Raw genomic sequence first — 17,317 nt, 5'->3', positions numbered from 1 at the left:
CGGTATTTTGGTCAGTCGCCCAGGTCAATCAGACCGGCCAGCGGCACTCCGCTGGGGGCCTCATAGTCCGCAATCACGGCCGCGCGCCCTGTATGCGCTGAAATGTCTTGAAGCCGTCCTTTGACGAAGGCAATCGAGGGTGCATCCAGCGCGGCAAAGGGCTCATCCAGCAACAACACCGCCGCACCCGACACAAACGCCGCTGTCAGCCAGACCTTGCGCTTCGACCCGGTGGACAGCATGAAAAGCTGCTTGCCCATGTGCGGCTCAAGCCCGAGGCCGTCGACCAGCGGCGCTACCAGAGCCGCATCAAAACCCGGGTACCGGCTGCGAACATCTTCGAAATACTGCGCCGGCGTGAGTTGATCAAACGTGTCGGCGCGCGGCTCCATCCAGAAGAGCTGCCGGCGGTAAGCGTCGGGCTTGTCTTTGAGCGAGATGCCATTGAGCGTCAACTTTCCCTCATCGGCAGGCAAGGCCCCCGCCAGTAATCGAAGCAGGGTGCTCTTGCCGCGCCCGTCGCCGCCTTGCACCAGCGTGACGCCTGGCGGGATTTCGCCGGACCAGTTGGCAAGGATTTCAACCTGTGGGTTGGGGTAGCGAAACCACAGGTTTTCGATGGTGAGCATGGCTGGCGGGGTCAAGGTTTTACATCCAGGGGATAAGGCAACGCAGAGACGGGAAGTTCTGCACTACAAGGGCGTACAGGCCAACGCTGGCCAGGCATACCAGACCCGTCATGGACCAGATGCGGGCCTTGCGCCCCAACGTTTGCGCGCGAGGGTCTTCAATTTTTTTGTATTCACCGTGAAGAATGAGAAACCATTGCACGCCCGCCTGGCTGTGTTCCCCGTTTTCCGGCATGAGCCATTTGCTTCGCAGGGCCAGCTCTTTCCATCGTGTGGGGTGGTGTTCCTCGATGTAGTCCTCAAATCGGCATTGATCGCCATAGCCGAAGACGCCACACGCGAACATGCCGACAAAGAGCCATATGACAATGGTTTCAACGGGAGAGCACATGGGGTAAGGATCTGATTCTGAGGCTATCGAGGCACATTTAAATGATCAGGCTAGTGGCAATGTTAATCTGCGTTTTTTTGAGACATCTCTTAGCCCAATTTGCAGGACATCACCATGTCAGATCGCACAGTTCCAAGCTTGTACGAATGGGTAGGCGGCCTCGACGCCTTGACCCGATTGACCACGCGTTTCTATGAGCACGTGAAGAAGGACGTCTTGCTGGGGCCTGTGTTCGCGCACATGGACGACAGCCACCCGGCCCATGTCGCCGCATTTCTGGGCGAAGTCCTGGGTGGACCCACGACCTATTCGGAGCAGCATGGCGGCCATCCGCACATGATCCGGCAGCACCTGAACCGGCATCTGCTGCAGGAGCAGCGGCGCCGCTGGGTGGCCTTGCTGCTTGAAACGGCGGATGAACTGGGCATGCCCGACGACCCGGAATTCAGGTCGGCGCTGGTGGGATACCTTGAGTGGGGTTCGCGACTGGCCGTGATCAATTCGCAGCCGGGTGCCACGGTGGACGCTGATGCGCCCATGCCGCGATGGGGCTGGGGTGAGGTCAAGGGGCCTTACATTGGCTAGCTGCTTTATTTGACGAGGAGATTGCAGAGATGAGCTTCGGAAAAACCACCCCCATCCTTCGCATCTTCGATGAAGCCAAGGCCCGGGAGTTTTACATCGATTTCCTCGGTTTCAAGGTCGATTGGGAGCATCGCTTTGAGCCCGGCATGCCGCTCTATCTGCAAATATCCAAAGGCGGCTGCGTGCTGCATTTGTCGGAGCACCACGGCGACTGCAGCCCGGGCACCGCGATGCGGATTGAAACGGACGAGCTTGACGCGTTTCACCAGCAGCTTTTGGCGAAGAACTACAAACACGCCCGTCCCCGAATTGAAGACACAGCGTGGGAGAGCCGGGACATGTCGATCAGGGACCCTTTTGGCAACCGGCTGACATTTACCAATGCCATCAGCACCTGACCGCACTTTACAAACCGGATGAATCTCACGTCGGCGCGCTCTAAAACCCCAAATCTTGACTGCCGTCAAGAACGCCGTGTCAGGTGGAGCCCCGCTCTTGATTTTCGTCAAGAATACTTCGTTGCTACAGGTTCACCATGAGTGCTGCTGAAGGAGACACCCATGACCTCGACCCACGCGCCCCCTCTTCCAGGCCTCGCCTCACGCTGCTACCGGCTGACGCGGGGAGGCCGCGCCTGCGTGGACACGGTCAATACCAAAGCGCAGGCCACAGGCTCGTTGTCACGCTACTTGCACGATGTATTGGAGATGTGCGGCGCGGGCGTGTGGTTTGAGCAGTTGCAGCAGTTCATGCCGCCCCGATCGCTTGACGAATCCTTGCGCTCATTGCTGGCGCTGGGCCTGATTGAAACCGTGGATGCGGGCGAAGTGCCCGTGTACCTGCTCCCTGCGAGGCATCGCACGCCGTCGATGTTCGGCGACCTGACGAACGCCGGAGGCGCCCTGGAGTCAAAGAAGGGGCGTTTATAAGCAAAAAAAGGCTTCCAGCCCTTACCTGAAAAGCGCGAGTAGCTATTAAATCAATAGCGACTCGAAATTCAGCTTGCTTCAGCCTGCACCAGCAACGCCGCTTGCGCCGGCAGCTCGGCCAGCATCACCACTTGTCCCGGCGTGATTACCAGGTCGGGCTTGAAGCTGTCTTCTGCGGCAAGCCCTGCGCGTTGCCACCGAAGCTTCACCACGCGCTCCTGCAGGCGCAGCGTGATCTCAAACGAGGGCCAGTGCCCCGGTACACGGGGCGACAGCGACAGCGCACCTTGCTGCACCTTGAGGCCCAGAATGTTTTCCAGCGCCGCGCGGTGCAGCCACGCAGCCGAGCCGGTGTACCAGCTCCAGCCGCCGCGGCCTACATAGGGCGCCGCGCCATAGATGTCACCCGCCATCACGTAGGGCTCCAGCTCATAGGCGGGGCCGCGAACGGGGTGCTCGCTGCGGTGGGCCGGGCTCAGTGCCTTGAAGCTTTCCCAGGCGGCTTCGGTGTCACCGGTGAGGGCTTGCGCCATCATGGCCCAGACGGCGGCATGCGAGTACTGGCCACCGTTTTCACGCACCCCCGGCGGGTAGGCCTGGATGTAGCCCGGGTTGTTGTCCGACTTTTCCAGCGGCGGCGCCAGCAGGCGCAGCAGGCCCGCTTCGTTGTCTACCAACTGTTCATTCATGGCCTGCATGGCCGGGCCGATGAAGGCCTCGGTGGAAGCGCCGGAAAGCACCGACCAGGCTTGGGCAATCAGGTCGATGCGGCATTCGTCATTGGTGGAGGAGCCGAGCGGTGCGCCGTTGTCGAAGAACGCCCGGCGGAACCAGGCACCGTCCCAGCCCGCGTCGTGCAGGGCGGCAACCCAGCCGGAACGGGCCTGGCGCCAGCGCTGCGCGCGGCCGTCGTCGCCGCGCGATGTAGCCAGGGGCAGAAAGTCATTGACCACGCGGCATAAAAACCAGCCCAGCCAGACAGACTCGCCGCGGCCTTCGTGGCCCACGCGGTTCATGCCGTCGTTCCAGTCACCCGTACCCATGAGCGGAAGGCCGTGTGCCCCGATGGCCAGGCTGCGGTCCAGGGTACGGGCGCAGTGTTCGAACACCGTGGCGGTTTGCCCGCTGGGTTGCGGCGCGTAATACGCGTCTTCCGCATCTTCGGGAATCGACGGCCCGTCGATGAAGGCAACCTCTTCATCCAGGATGCTGGTGTCGCCTGTGACCTGGACATACCAGGCGCAGGCATAGGGCAGCCACAGCAAATCGTCCGAAAAATGGGTGCGCACGCCCTCACCGCCGGGCGCGTGCCACCAGTGCTGGACATCCCCCTCGGGGAATTGGCGCGAGGCGTTCAGCATGATTTGCGTACGCAGGCGGCCCGGTTCAATGACGGCGAAGGCCATGGCGTCCTGCAACTGGTCCCGAAAGCCGAATGCGCCGCCGGCCTGGTAGAAACCGGCCTTGGACCACAGGCGCGATGCCAGGGTCTGGTAGAGCAGCCAGCGGTTGACCAAAGCGTCAAACAGCGGATCGGGCGTTTGCACCTGCACTTTGCCCAGCAACCCGGACCAATAAGCCTTGACCTGTTCAAGCGCCTGCGCCGCATCTTTGCCTTGCCAGCTGCGGGCCAGTTGTAGTGCCTGCGTGGCGTCGCCGGCATGGCCGAGCAGAAAGGTGAACGCAAGAGTCTGGCCGGGAAGCAGGGAGAACTCGCTTGCCAGCGCGGCGCAGGGGTCCGCGCCGCCGGCGGCATTCTGGCCCAGGGCGGAAGGAAGCACCAGCCGGCCCGTTGCGTCGAAAAATTCGCTTCGGTCGCAGGTCCACTCGGGTGTGCCGGGCAAACCGGTCAGCGACAGGAACGCCGTGCTGCCGCCGAAGCCCGCCCGGCTTTCACGCTGCTGCGCAAACACGGCTGTCAGCAGGCTGTCTTTGTCTTTCCACGCATGGATGGTGCGGCGTTCGTGGCGTGCAGCACCCATCTGCCATTCGACCATGGCCAGGGCGCGCAGCTTGCGCGTGGCGCTGCCCTGGTTATGAAGCGTGACCTGCACCAGTTTGACCGGATCAGTTTGAGCAACAAAAAAAGTGGTTTCCGCATGAAGCGCACCGTGCTGGCATTCGAATACGGTGTAGCCCTGGCCGTGACGCACACGGCAGGCAGGCGCCGGGCCGTGTTGTGCCGACGGGCTTAATGCCAGCACTTGCTGCGTGTCCACGTCCTGCAGCAGATAGTGCTCGAAGGTGGGATCCGCCACCGGATCGTTGGACCAGGGCGTGACCTGGTGCAGCCGGCTGTTTACCGCCCATGTGTAGCCGGCACCGGTCTCAGACACCTGAAAGCCGAAAGAGGGATTCGCGATCACGTTGATCCATGGTCGGGGCGGGCGGTGCAGGCTGTCAACGTCAAAACGGAACTCGCCGGTGCCGGCATCGAAGTGTCCCTGGGGTGTCTGCAGTGCACCGGGCTGACCGGTGGCGCTGGGAGAACCGGTAGAGCCGGAGGAGGGCGCCGGCAGCGGACGCGTGGCGGAGCCCGCACGGCGCTGGGCGTTGGCCGTGCTGCGTAGCGCTGCGGCCTGTTGTTCAAGCGGCCTGCCGTCTGCCACCAGAATGACGCGTGCCAACCCCGTCAGCGCGGCTTTTTCCGAGGGCACGATTTCCTGGTCGCGCAGCAGGTAAAAGCCACCGGCGTCGCTGCGCGGAAAGCTGTTTTCCGTTTGTTGCAGTGTGCGGTCGCGCAGCGCCAGGATGTCGCGTTGCAAGGGCATCAGGTAGGAGTTGACTTCGCTGTTGAGGATGACCACGTCGGTACCCAGCCCGCAGAAACTCCACCAGGGTTGGGCCCGCAGCAATGAATGCACCAGTGCCATCCCGTTGCTGGAGTGGATGAGCACCAGTACGATGGGTTTGTCTCCCGAGATGCCGAAACGCCAGAGCTGGCGCTGGTCCAGCAGGCCGCGTTCCGCCATCGGCCGTGCGCAGCTGTACATCAGTGCGGTGTTGAGGTCCTGCAACGCCGCATTTTCCTCGGGGTCGACCCCGAGGTCGCGCAGGCGCACCTGGGCCAGCGTGGCGGCCATCCGGGTAGCGCGCTCCACGTGCATGGGCTGCAGGTATTTGTCGATGCGTGCCGCGAGTTCGTCGCTGCTGGACGCGGCGGCTGTGGCAAAGCTGAGCCGGGCCACGCCGCCTGCCGGAATGCGGATGCGAAGGCGCAGGCCCGCAACCGGGTCCAGCCCGTTGATGGGCGAGCCGTCCTGGCCATGCGCCTCGGCCCGCAGTGCCGGGTGGCCCGGCTCCCGGTTACGGCCCAGAAAGGCGCGCCGGTCCGAGATGAAATCGATGGCGCGTACGTTGGCTTCCGAATTGGCAAGAAAATGCGCGACCGCCATGACAGGATCGCCCTGCAGCCGGGGTTTGCGCGACAGCAGCAGGGCGCGCCATTCGGGATGCCAGCGTGTCTGGACAAACAGGTTCGAAAATGCCGGATGGGCCTCGTCGGCGCGCGGGTCGGTCAATACCGCTTCAAAGCATGAAATCACGTCGAGCGTCATCTCCGTGGCCGACAGGTTGCGCAGCGTGACGTTGCGCATTTCAGTGTCGTCCTCGGGACTGACCAGCACGCTGGTGCTTGCCTCCAGCTGATCGGAATTCACGTCAAATTGCACGCGGTCCGGCAGGTAGGTGGCCTTGTATTGCCAGCCGGGATGCGGCGCCGGATGTTGCGTCAGGGACCATGCCTGCTCCTGGCCGGACGGACGCAGGTAGATGAAGGTACCGCAGGCATCGCGCAGCAGGTCGTCGCGCCAGCGGGTGATGTTGTAGGTCTTGCCTGCGGTGCGCCAGCGGCTGACACCGGCCCCATTGGCGCGCAGGGCGACGCTGTAGCGCCCGTTGGACAGCAGCTGTGTAGGTTGCCAGCCGGGCATGGCCGGGTCGATCTCACGTGAATGGTACAGCCGGGCTTCGGCCAGCTCCGCGGGTTCGGGCAATGCGCGCGGGTCTGCGCTTTCGATGATCTGGCGCGGTGTCTTTTCATGCAGCAGCGATTCGAACGCCTGCACCAGCGGGGTCGAAGCGAACCAGCGGCGCGGTGCTTCGTTGCACAGCACATTGCACAGTGCCACCAGCGACATGCCCTGGTGGTGCGCCATGTAGGTGTTGACCAGGCTCATCGCCTGGGCGCCTGGTTGCCTGGCGACGGTGAAATCCAGCGCATCGGCAAAGCCGTATTCGCCGCGCGCACCCCATTGCTCAAGCTGGCGCAGGTTCGCCACCGCTTCTTGCGGCGTGAACTGGGACGCCATGATGCTGGCATAGGGCGCCACAACGCGGTCGGCAGGCGGGGTCCGCCGAAGGGCCAGTCGCGGCACGCCAAACGGCGAATACTGGTAGGCCAGCGTATGGTCTTGCCCAAAGTAGGCCGACTCCGAAACGCCCCATGGCAGGCCCTGTGCCTGGCCCCAGGCCTGCTGCTCCTTGACGGCCGCAAGGCCGGACACATGCAACAGGCCTTCGTCGGGCTCGCTCATGACCAGCGAAGGCATCAGGTATTCAAACATCGAGCCCGACCAGGACTTCAGGCCGGGCGTTACGCCCACCGTCAGGAAGGCGCGGCCCAACGCCAGCCAGTGGCGCCGCGGCACATCACCTTTGGCAATCGCCAGGAAGCTGGTCAGGCGCGCCTCCGAGGCGATCAGGTCGTAATAGCTGGCGTCAAGTGCCTGCTCGTGCACACGCAGCCCGATATGAAACAGGTGGCGCTTGGGGCTGTAAAGGCCGCCGAAATCCATCGCCATACAAAGCTTTTCACAGCGGGCTCCCAATTCCAGGAGTTCGGCGGATTCGCCTGGCGATGTTTCCTGGTGCGCCGCCAGCTGGCGAACACACTGCGCGACGGCCAGCAGGTGGCCCGCCAGGTTACCGCTGTCTACGGTGGAAACATAGGCCGGAGGCAGCACTTGCAGCGACCGGGTTTCATACCAGTTGAGCAGGTGGCCCTGGTGCTTGGGCAGTGCTTCGACCGTCCCCAGCGTGGCGCCCAGCCGCGCGATCAGCTCGGTGGTGGATATCCAGTTGAACTCGCGCGCACAGGCTGCAGCCATCAGGTACAGGCCGATGTTGGTCGGCGAGGTGCGGTGTGCGATCGTCGGTTCCGGTTCCATCTGCAGGTTGTCCGGCGGCAGGTGGTGGTCTTCGGGGCCGACGCAGCGTTCAAAGAAGCGCCAGGTCTGGGCCGCCAGCTTCATGAGGTAGGCGCGGTCTGCGGCGCTGAGTGACAGATATGGCGCGCGAACAGCCGGCTTGCTGCCCCACCAGGCCACTGCGGGCGCCAGCGCCCACAGCAGGAAAAGCACCGGGCCGATCAGGGGATGCGGCCCCCAGCATGCGGCCGTGCCCAGCGCGAGGCATAACGCGGACACCGGGGCATGATTGCGGACAAAAGCGCCCAGCGTGTACTGGGCGGAAGCCTGCGACTGGGCGGCGGTGGTCCACTGCAGCAGATGGCGGCGGCTGATGGCCATGCGCCAGAGGGCCCGTGTGATGGCGTCGAACGACAGGGCAGCCAGGGCGGGCAGCTGGCTCAATTGCCAAAGCGCCTGCGCCATGCTGCGCGCCACATCGCGCATGCCGACGTCAAAGAAGTGCCCCCAGGCGATGCCTCGCCGTGTGGGAACCAGCCCTGCCAGCGCACCCATCAAGGGGCCGGCCAGGAATGCCAGCACGGTGAAAACCAGTGCCGTCGCCACAGGCAGCGCACCCGTGAATATTGTCCAGGCCACAAGCGCGAAGCAGGCCGGGGCGATCATCGAGCGGCGCAGGTTGTCTGCCATGCGCCACAGGCCCAGGGCATCGATGCCGTAGCGCTTCGCATGCAGCATCAGCGGCAGCAATTGCCAGTCGCCGCGCGTCCAGCGGTGTACGCGTGATGCGGCCACGCCTGCGTGATGTGGGTGGTCTTCCATCAGCACGACGTCGCCTGCGTAGCCGCAGCGGGCGATGCTGCCTTCCAGCAGGTCGTGGCTCAGGATGGCGCCCTCGGGCATGCGGCTGTCCAGCACGGCATGCACGGCCTCGACATGCAGCAGGCCCTTGCCGATGAAGTTGCCCATGCCGAACACGTCCTGGTACAGGTCGGAGGTACCGTTGCTGTAAGGGTCCAGGCCGCGCTGGCCTGCAAACATCGCATGGAAGGGGGAACGCTCGTGGTGGGCCGACAGGGGCATGGCCACGCGGGGCTGCAGGATGCCGTAGCCGGCGGTCACGCGCCGCGTCTCGCGGTCGACGTGCGGCGTGTTCAGCGGGTGCGCAGCGATGGCCACCAGTTCGCGCAGGGAGCCCGCCGGCAGGCTGGTGTCGCTGTCGAGCGTCAGCACGTAGCGTATGCCCGGCGCCAGCCGCATGTTGACGTCCACAGGGACAAACGGCGATGACGAGCGTCCGGCCAGTTGCCGCAACAGCATTTCAAGCTTGCCACGCTTGCGTTCCGCCCCGATCCAGCGGCGCTCTGTCGCGGACCAGCTGCGCGGGCGGTGCAGCAGTAAAAATCTTGCCGGTGAGTCGGAGCTCGCCGGCGGGCAGGCTGCGTTGAGTGCGCGCAGTTTGACAAGGACGTCTTCGAGCAGCTCTGAATCGCCGGCCAGGCTCTCGGCGTCGGCGTCAGCCCAGTCTGTCAGCAGGGCAAACTGCGCATGGGTTTCGCGGCCGGCCAGCCAGTGCAGCTGCAGGCGGTGCACCAGTTCGCTGTTGGCGCAAGCTGAAGAAAGCATCGAAGGTATCACCACCAGCACGCGGTGTTCAGCCGGGATGCCCGTGCTGAAATCGAGACGGGCCAGGGGCTGTATGCGTGTGGATTCGGCGATCAGCCGGTGGATCAGCGCAGCGACCACTTCCGACGCGGGCCAGGCCATCAGCACCAAGGCTACCCATGCCGTCCAGGGTAGCGTGGCGAGCGGGTGTGCGGCCCAACTGAGCAATGCAGCGGTTCCGGCAATCCATGCGGCCGCGTAGAGCGGCAGGCGCCAGGCGCGTGGTGTTTCGGGGGCCGGCAATGGTTTGTGCGGCGCTGCGGCGGGCTGCAATGCTGCTTCCAGCAGGGGGCGGCCCGGCCCTATCAGGTAGTAGCCGGCGGTGTGTGCCGCCAGGGAGTTGTTGGGCTGGTGCGCGGCGGCCAGCACCGCTTCGGCGACGGCGCGCTCGGATTTACCGGTTTGCTGCGCCAGTCGCTCCATAGCGCGCGTGATCTGTTGGCGCGTCATCTCGCTTTCGCGGGAAAAGCTCGGCAGCCGGCGCAAGACCTGCAGGGAATGGCTGACCGGCTCGATCAGCTCCACCCACTCCACCTGGCCTATGAGCCGCAGGGTGGTGATGATGTTGCTGACGGTCAGGTTGGCGGCGACCTGGGTGGTTTGCCCTTCGCCGATCATGCCCAGGGCATCGCCGCAATGCTTTTCGGTCCAGCGGACGAGAGGTGGCGCCGAAGGCGAGTCCGGCTCTTCACGTTCGGCAGGCATGCGCTGCCAGAGCTGCGTGAGATAGCTGCGTTCAAGGCCATGGGCCTGCATCAGGCCGTACAGCTCGTCGAGTTCCTGCAGGCTCAGTACGCCGGCCTTGTCCCAGGTGGCATGCGCCACTTCACGGGCCACCTTGTTCCAGGCGATGCGGTCGGCCATGCGGCGCAGGTTTTCCAGCAGGACCACACGCAGCGTGGTCGGCAAGGCCCAGAGTTCGCCGAGATTGAGTTCACTGACCTCCTGGTAGGCATGCAGGAAGGCCGTGAAAAGCTCCGGGTCCAGCACGCTGTCGGTGTGCGCTACATAGGCCCATGCAATACCGTACACCCGGGGAAGGCCCTCCAGCGGCTTGCTCGCCAGTTTGGGCAAATCCGCGTAGTAGCGGTGGGGGACGCCATCCTGGATCTGTTGCAATTGGGCTTCGACAAGGTGGAAGTTGTCGAGCAGCCATTCGGCGGCCGGCGTTACGTAGTGGCCTGTCAGCGAAGTCAGGGCGATGTAGTCGTAAGCAAGGCGGATCGCGGCGATGTTTTCCTGGACGCGCGGGAAAAAAGGCGGACCGTGATCAGGGCTGCCGGCAGGCCTGATGGGTTGGGCTGCGGCCAGGCTGCGGCCGTGTTCTTCAAAGCGCTGCGCACCGAAAAGTTCAGCGCGGATGGGCTGCTCTGCGCCGCCCTGGCGGGAGGCGAGCAGTTGCCGGGCGTAGGCGCTTAGGGTGTCCAGCCGCTCGATGACAGCGGGGGTCACGCGCTCAGGCTACGGCTAACAGGCCAAGAAAAATAGCCAGTATGGCCGCGACTGTGATGATGCGCGGTGAGGCCAGGGAGTGCGCGGACTGAAGCCCGGACTGGAGCGTAAAAAACCGGCTGCGCGAATGCGCGCACTGATCCATGTGTGACGCCAGATCGGCGGCGTCGGTGGAAACAAAATCGTTTTGAATGGCGGACGGTGAGTCGGCCATGATCTCCAGGGTAGTCATGATTTTGCGCTCCGGGGGTAGCTGGTTTGGGCAACGCGTGGCGAAATACCCGCATTGCTCCGTGTCTGACACCATGCTACGCACCGGCCCCTCGCGGGGCCATCAGAAGACGCTGGAGTTTGTCTAGGACAAGGCCTACAGTATGCGCCCCTGGTAATACCCCCACAGCGGGGAATCTCTCACGCGCAGCATGGCTGCCCGTTGTTCACGGCCATTCAACCTGTGTTGCGCAGGCCCGCGGCAATCCCGTTGATGGAAATGTGAATGCCGGTTTGCACCCGCTGGTCGGCCTGGCCGGCGCGGTAGCGCCGCACCAGCTCCACCTGGAGGTGGTGCAGGGGGTCGATGTACGGAAAACGGTGGCGGATGGAGCGCTGCAGGGCGGCGTTGCCCGCCAGCCGCTGCTTTTCCCCGGTGATCAGCGTCAGCGCCTCGGCCGTGCGGTGCCATTCGGACTCAATCGCACTGAAGATTTTTTTGCGCAGGCGCGCATCGCCCACCAGCTCCGAATAACGTGAGGCCAACGCCAGGTCGCTCTTGGCCAGCACCATGTCCATGTTGCTGAGCAGGGTGCGGAAAAACGGCCACTGCTTGTACATTTTTTGCAGCAATGCCAACGCTTCCCTGCGGCTGTCGGGCGTACCGCCCTGCTGGAGGAATTGCTCGATGGCCGAGCCGAAGCCATACCAGCCGGGCAGGGTCAGGCGGCACTGGCCCCAGCTGAAACCCCAGGGAATCGCACGCAGGTCTTCAATTTTCTGCGAAGCTTTGCGTGACGCCGGGCGGGAGCCGATGTTGAGTTCCGCAATCTCGCGGATCGGCGTGGAGCCAAAAAAGTATTCGGTGAACCCCGGGGTTTCATAAACCAGGTTGCGGTAGGCGGCCATGCTGGCCTGTGACAACTCGGCGGCGGCTTGCAAAAAGGCCTTGGTAGCGGGCTTGGTCGGCTGCAGCAGTGTGGCCTCCAGCGTGGCTGCCACCAGTGTTTCCAGGTTGCGCCGGCCGATTTCCGGATTGGCGTATTTGGAGCCGATCACTTCTCCTTGCTCGGTCAAACGGATCTGGCCGCGCACCGTGCCGGGCGGCTGCGCCAGGATGGCCTGGTAGCTCGGACCGCCGCCGCGGCCGACCGTGCCGCCGCGGCCATGGAACATGCGCAACTGGATGTTGTGCGAATTGGCCAGCTCGTCGAACAGCTCGACCAGCGCGATCTCGGCGCGGTACAACTCCCAGTTGCTGGTGAAGATGCCGCCATCCTTGTTGCTGTCCGAGTAGCCGAGCATGATGTCCTGCTCGGCACCGCTGCGCTTGACCAGCTGGGCGATGCCGGGCAGGGCGTAGAACTCGCGCATGATGGGCGCGGCATTGCGCAGGTCTTCGATGGTTTCAAACAGCGGCACGACGATGAGGTCGTTGGTGGCATGGCTGTCGAGCGTGGCGTGCATGAGGCCGACTTCTTTTTGCAGCAGCAGAACCTCGAGCAGATCGCTCACGGTCTCGGTATGGCTGATGATGTAGTGGCGGATCGCTTCCTTGCCGAAGCGGGCGCGCGCGGTGCGGGCCGCCTCAAAAATCGCCAGTTCACCGCGGGCGTGGGCTGAATAAGCGGTGCCGACCACGCGCAGCGGCCGTGCATCGTTGAGCAGGCCCATCAGCAGTGCGCGTTTGGCCGCTTCGTCCAGCTTGCCGTAATTCGCCTCGATGCGTGCAACGGCCAGCAGCTCGGCCACCACTTCTTCGTGCTTGTCGGAACTCTGGCGCAGGTCGACCGTGGCCAGGTGAAAACCAAACACTTCGACCGCGCGGATCAGCGGGTGCAGGCGCTGGGCGATCAGCGCTTCACCGTGATGGGCCTTGAGGGATCCTTCGATGGTGCGCAGGTCGGCCAGGAAGTCTTCCGACTTGAGGTAGGCGTTTTGCGGTGCCACGGCATGGCGCGCGGCATCGCCGCCGGTCAGGTCCTTGAGTGTGGCGGCCAGGCGTGCGTAGACGCCGGTGAGGGCGCGGCGATAGGGCTCGTCCTTGCGGTGTTCGCTGGTATCGGGCGAGCTTTCGGCGAGCAGCCGCATCGCGGGGCTGAATTCGACCAGCATGGCTGACAGCGAGAGCTCGCCGCCCAGGAAATGCACCTCGGTCAGGTAGTGGCGCAGCGCCACTTCTGCCTGCCGGCCCAACGCGTAATTGAGGGTGTCGGCGCTGACGTTGGGATTGCCGTCGCGGTCGCCGCCTATCCATTGGCCCATGCGCAGAAAGCTGTGTACCGGCTGGTTGCCCAGCTCGCGCTCCAGGTTGGCGTAAAGCTTGGGAATCTCCCGCAGGAAAGTGGCTTCGTAGTAGCTCAGCGCATTTTCGATCTCATCGGCGACGGTGAGTTTGGAAAACCGCAGCAAACGGGTTTGCCACAGCTGCATGACGCGGGCGCGAAGCTGCGCTTCATTGGCGGCCAGCTCGCGCGGTGTCAGCGCGTCCTTGGCGGCATTGACAGCTTGCGCCAGCGCCTTGATGTCGTCCCGCGCTGTCAGCAGCAGGGCGATGTCGCGCTCGGCGTCCAGGATGCTTTTGCGCTGCACCTCGGTCGGGTGGGCGGTAAGCACCGGCGAGACAAAGCTGTGCGCCAGGGTGGTGGAAATGGTTTTGGTCGAGATGCCGGCCCAGCGCAGTCGGGCCAGCGCCACGTCGATACTGCCTTCCTGCGTGTCGCCTGCGCGCTCGTGGACCGCGCGGCGGCGGATGTGGTGGCGGTCTTCGGCCAGGTTGGCCAGGTGGCTGAAATAGGTGAAGGCGCGGATCACGCTGACCGTCTGGTCGCCGGACAGGCCCTTGAGCAATTTCTTGAGCGACTTGTCGGCTTCGGGATCGGCGTCGCGCCGGAAGCTGACGGAGAGCTTGCGCACCTGCTCGATCAGTTCGTAGGCGGCAACGCCTTCCTGCTCGCGGATCACGTCGCCCAGAATGCGGCCCAAGAGGCGGATGTCTTCGACCAGCGGGCGTTCGTTGTCCCTGGAACGAGTGGACGACTTACCGCCCCCACGTTCACCCACTGCGTGTGGTTCTCTGCCCCCCGAGGGGGCTGGCCTTGCTTGGGGCGGCCCTGCGCTGCGGCCGCCGCTCTTGTCGCTGACAGCGGAGTTATTCCTTTTTACGCGCGCGGAAGTGACCATCTCTGCCCTCTAGTTCTTTAGCCTTGCATGCTAGCATTCACTTCCCCCCAAGTATTACAAGCAGGTTACGAGTGTCCGCAGCGTTTGAATCCAGACCGAATGATATGAAAAAAGTGGTCATCGCCACCCGCGAAAGCCGCCTCGCGATGTGGCAGGCCGAGCATGTGAAGGCGCTGCTGCAGGCGCGTCTGGGGTGGCAGGTCGAGCTGCTGGGCATGACCACACAGGGTGACCAGATCCTGGACCGCTCGCTGAGCAAGGTCGGCGGCAAGGGCCTGTTCGTCAAGGAACTCGAGGTAGCGCTCAGCGAAGGCCGGGCCGACCTGGCAGTGCATTCGCTCAAGGATGTGCCCATGGACCTGCCCGAAGGTTTTGCGCTGGCCTGTGTGCTGGAGCGCGAGGACCCGCGCGATGCTTTTGTCTCTAATCAATTTGCCACACTCGCGGATCTGCCGCAGGGCGCCGTGGTGGGCACTTCCAGCCTGCGCCGGCTGGTGCTGCTCAAGGCCATGCGCCCCGACCTGGTCATACAGCCGCTACGCGGCAACCTCGACACGCGCCTGCGCAAGCTCGACGAAGGCCAGTACCAGGCCATCGTGCTGGCGGCTGCGGGCCTGAAGCGCCTCGGTCTGGAATCACGCATCCGCAGCGCATTTGAGCCCGAAGACATGTTGCCGGCCGCAGGCCAGGGCGCCCTGGGCATCGAAGTGTGCGCCGATCGCGCCGACCTGATGGCCGCGTTGGCCACGCTGGCGCACCAGCCGACCTGGCTGGCCGTGACGGCCGAGCGTACGGTGTCGCGCGCCATGGGCGGCAGTTGTTCCATGCCGCTGGCGGCCTTTACGCAGGGTGCCGCCAATGGGGACGCCATGCAGCTCAATGCCGCCTGGGGCGACCCGGCCACCGCCGAGGCGCCATCCGCCGCCGCAGGCCCGCTGGCGCCGCTGGTGCAGGTCAACCAGACCGCCGTGGTGCGCAGCTTTGCCGAGGCCGAGGCCCTGGGCGAGGCCGTGGCGGCGCAATTGCGCGCCGGCGGCGCCGTGTGGGCCGGCAAAGCCCCGGGCGCCTGATGCCGCAGGCGCCGGTGCCTTCGACTGGCGCTATGACCCGCGTCATCGTGACGCGGCCCGTGCAGGATGCGCAGCACTGGGTGCAGCAACTGCAGCAGGGGGGCTTTGCCGCCGAGGCGCTGCCGCTGATTGACATCGCCCCCGCTCTGGATACGGCCGCGCTGGAGCGCGTCTGGCAAACACTGGGCCAATACGCCGCCTGCATGTTTGTCAGCGGCAATGCGGTGGAGTACTTTTTCAAGAAAAAAATGGCTGTAACCCATAAGGGGCATGCGCAAGCAGCTATCAATAACATAGCGAATGCCGATGCAATGCTGCCGGCTGCGCTGCGTTTCCTTGCGCCCGGGCCGGGCACTGTGGCGGCTTTGGTAGCCGCCGGGGTACCTGCCGGGCAGATCGATGCGCCGCCGGCCGATGCGGCCCAGTTTGATTCGGAAGCCCTGTGGGCGGTGACAGGCCTGCGCGACTGGCACGGCAAACGCGTGCTGGTGGTGCGGGGGGAAGGCGCTGTCTCGTCTGGGGCCACGGCATCTTCCGGCCGCGACTGGATCGCCCGCCAGTGGGAGGCCGCTGGTGCGCAGGTGGATTTTGTGGGGGTTTACCGGCGCCTTGCGCCTGTGCTCAGCGAAACACAACTTCAGCGCGCGCGCGCGGCCAGCGTGGATGGGTCTGTATGGCTCTTCAGCAGCTCTGAAGCGGTGGCCAACCTGACGGCCTTGCCTGCGCTGGCCGGGGTGGACTGGCGCCGCGCCCGCGCGGTGGCCACGCATCCGCGGATTGAGGAAGCCGTGCGTGCTGCCGGTTGGGGTGTTGTTGTGGCGTCACGTCCTGCCCTGAAGGACATCAGGGACACACTTGCCTCGATAGAATCTCTTTATCCATGAGTGACAGCCCTAACGCCCAGCCTCCATCCTCCACGCCAGACAACGAGCCGGTGCTGGAACGCGCGCTGGTGCCGCTTCCCCCGCAACCCGTTTCGCCCGACGTCTGGGTGGTGCCGCGCAAATGGGCGCTGCTGGTTGCCGCGCTGGCGGCTGCGGGCTTGCTCGTAAGCGGCTTGCTGTGGCAAAAGCTCGGCAATATCCAGGAAGAGCTGGCCCGCCGCAGCATTGATTCCGGCGCGCAGGCCATTGAAGCGCGCACACTGGCGCGCCAGGCCCAGGAAGGTACGCGCGAACTCTCCGCACGGCTGGCCATCCAGGAAACCCGCATCAGCGAAGTCAGCCTGCAGCGCACCCAGCTGGAGGAGCTCATGCAGAGCCTGTCGCGCTCGCGCGATGAGAATCTGGTGGTCGATGTGGAGTCGGCCCTGCGCCTGGCCCAGCAGCAGGCCCAGCTCACCGGCAGCGCCGAACCGCTGCTGGCCGCGCTCAAGTCGGCCGACCAGCGCCTGTCGCGCGCCGCGCAGCCGCGCCTGAACCCGCTGCAACGCGCCATTGCCAAAGACATGGACCGCATCAAGGCCGCAACGCTGACCGACGTGCCGGTTCTCATGCTCAAGCTCGACGAACTGGTCCGCATGGCAGACGACCTGCCGGTGGCCAACGCCATGGTGGCAGCCGGCCAGCGTGCATTGCCCGCTGCGGCCGCGCCGGCCTCCGCGCCGCGCGCTGCTGCGTCGGCCGCGTCTTCCGCCGGAAAGTCTTCCATGCTGGGATTCGACAAGCTGGCTCTCGATGCCTGGTCGCAGCGCACGCTGGACAACCTGCGCGAAGAAGCACGCAAGCTGCTGCGCGTGAGCCGCATTGACCAGCCCGAGGCCGCCCTTGTGTCGCCGGAGCAGTCGTTTTTCCTGCGGGAGAACCTCAAGCTGCGCCTGCTCAATGCGCGCCTGGGCCTGCTGTCGCGCCAGACGGATTCGGTGCGCGCCGACCTTGGCAGTGCCAATGCCTGGCTGGGCAAATATTTTGATGCCTCGTCCCGCAAAACGCAGGCCGCAGCGCAGTTGCTGGCCCAGGTCCAGGGCCAGCTGAAAACCAGCGAGCTTCCGCGCCTGGACGAAACCATGGCCGCGCTGGCCACAGCGGCCGCAGGCCGCTGAGCGGGAAAAGGCAGG

The 17,317-nt window shown here is 64.7% G+C and carries 11 protein-coding genes; 6 read left to right on the top strand and 5 right to left on the bottom strand.

Annotation, left to right across the window (positions count from 1 at the left end):
• Positions 1 to 11: 11 nt before the first annotated feature.
• Both AC1DU8_RS15695 and AC1DU8_RS15690 read right to left on the bottom strand, forming a co-directional pair.
• Positions 12 to 629: an ABC transporter ATP-binding protein gene (locus tag AC1DU8_RS15695; protein WP_457279420.1), complete on the bottom strand. Its 618-nt coding sequence runs from the start codon at positions 627 to 629 to the stop codon at positions 12 to 14.
• Between the two features lie 19 nt (positions 630 to 648).
• A complete protein-coding gene (locus AC1DU8_RS15690; RefSeq protein WP_457279419.1) occupies positions 649 to 1,020 on the bottom strand; it encodes a hypothetical protein in 372 nt (123 codons plus the stop codon).
• 114 nt (positions 1,021 to 1,134) lie between these two features.
• Here AC1DU8_RS15690 and AC1DU8_RS15685 point away from each other — a divergent pair, with 114 nt between their 5' ends.
• The 3 genes from AC1DU8_RS15685 (at position 1,135) to AC1DU8_RS15675 (ending at position 2,534) form a co-directional block, all read left to right on the top strand.
• On the top strand, positions 1,135 to 1,605 hold the full coding sequence (locus AC1DU8_RS15685) for a group II truncated hemoglobin (RefSeq protein WP_477688753.1): 471 nt from the start codon (positions 1,135 to 1,137) through the stop codon (positions 1,603 to 1,605).
• A gap of 29 nt (positions 1,606 to 1,634) precedes the next feature.
• The gene (locus AC1DU8_RS15680; protein ID WP_477666221.1) at positions 1,635 to 2,003 is read left to right on the top strand and encodes a glyoxalase superfamily protein; all 369 of its coding nucleotides are present in this window, start codon (positions 1,635 to 1,637) and stop codon (positions 2,001 to 2,003) included.
• Between the two features lie 162 nt (positions 2,004 to 2,165).
• The gene (locus tag AC1DU8_RS15675) at positions 2,166 to 2,534 is read left to right on the top strand and encodes a hypothetical protein (RefSeq protein ID WP_477688754.1); all 369 of its coding nucleotides are present in this window, start codon (positions 2,166 to 2,168) and stop codon (positions 2,532 to 2,534) included.
• Positions 2,535 to 2,602: 68 nt separating this feature from the next.
• On the opposite strand, the gene AC1DU8_RS15670 is transcribed toward AC1DU8_RS15675, so the two are convergent.
• From AC1DU8_RS15670 to ppc, 3 genes are all read right to left on the bottom strand, one after another.
• Positions 2,603 to 10,798, bottom strand: a complete 8,196-nt coding sequence (locus AC1DU8_RS15670) for a GH36-type glycosyl hydrolase domain-containing protein (protein WP_477726953.1) — start codon at positions 10,796 to 10,798, stop codon at positions 2,603 to 2,605.
• A gap of 4 nt (positions 10,799 to 10,802) precedes the next feature.
• Positions 10,803 to 11,030: a hypothetical protein gene (locus AC1DU8_RS15665; RefSeq protein WP_457279414.1), complete on the bottom strand. Its 228-nt coding sequence runs from the start codon at positions 11,028 to 11,030 to the stop codon at positions 10,803 to 10,805.
• A gap of 215 nt (positions 11,031 to 11,245) precedes the next feature.
• Positions 11,246 to 14,191 carry a phosphoenolpyruvate carboxylase gene (gene ppc, locus AC1DU8_RS15660; protein WP_477726952.1) on the bottom strand — a complete coding sequence of 982 codons (2,946 nt, stop codon included), beginning with the start codon at positions 14,189 to 14,191 and terminating at the stop codon, positions 11,246 to 11,248.
• Between the two features lie 104 nt (positions 14,192 to 14,295).
• Here ppc and hemC point away from each other — a divergent pair, with 104 nt between their 5' ends.
• From hemC to AC1DU8_RS15645, 3 genes are read left to right on the top strand one after another with little or no spacing between them, the layout of a single operon-like run.
• Positions 14,296 to 15,261 carry a hydroxymethylbilane synthase gene (gene hemC / locus AC1DU8_RS15655; protein ID WP_477688756.1) on the top strand — a complete coding sequence of 322 codons (966 nt, stop codon included), beginning with the start codon at positions 14,296 to 14,298 and terminating at the stop codon, positions 15,259 to 15,261.
• Between the two features lie 32 nt (positions 15,262 to 15,293).
• The gene (locus AC1DU8_RS15650; RefSeq protein ID WP_477688757.1) at positions 15,294 to 16,145 is read left to right on the top strand and encodes a uroporphyrinogen-III synthase; all 852 of its coding nucleotides are present in this window, start codon (positions 15,294 to 15,296) and stop codon (positions 16,143 to 16,145) included.
• Positions 16,142 to 17,302 (top strand): uroporphyrinogen-III C-methyltransferase, encoded by a 1,161-nt coding sequence (locus tag AC1DU8_RS15645; protein WP_457279410.1) that lies wholly within the window; start codon positions 16,142 to 16,144, stop codon positions 17,300 to 17,302. Before AC1DU8_RS15650 ends, AC1DU8_RS15645 begins: the two co-directional genes overlap by 4 nt.
• Positions 17,303 to 17,317 lie beyond the last annotated feature (15 nt).

It is taken from the genome of Polaromonas sp. P3_A5 (assembly GCF_056403055.1).
This window is presented reverse-complemented; position numbering and strand designations above follow the sequence as displayed.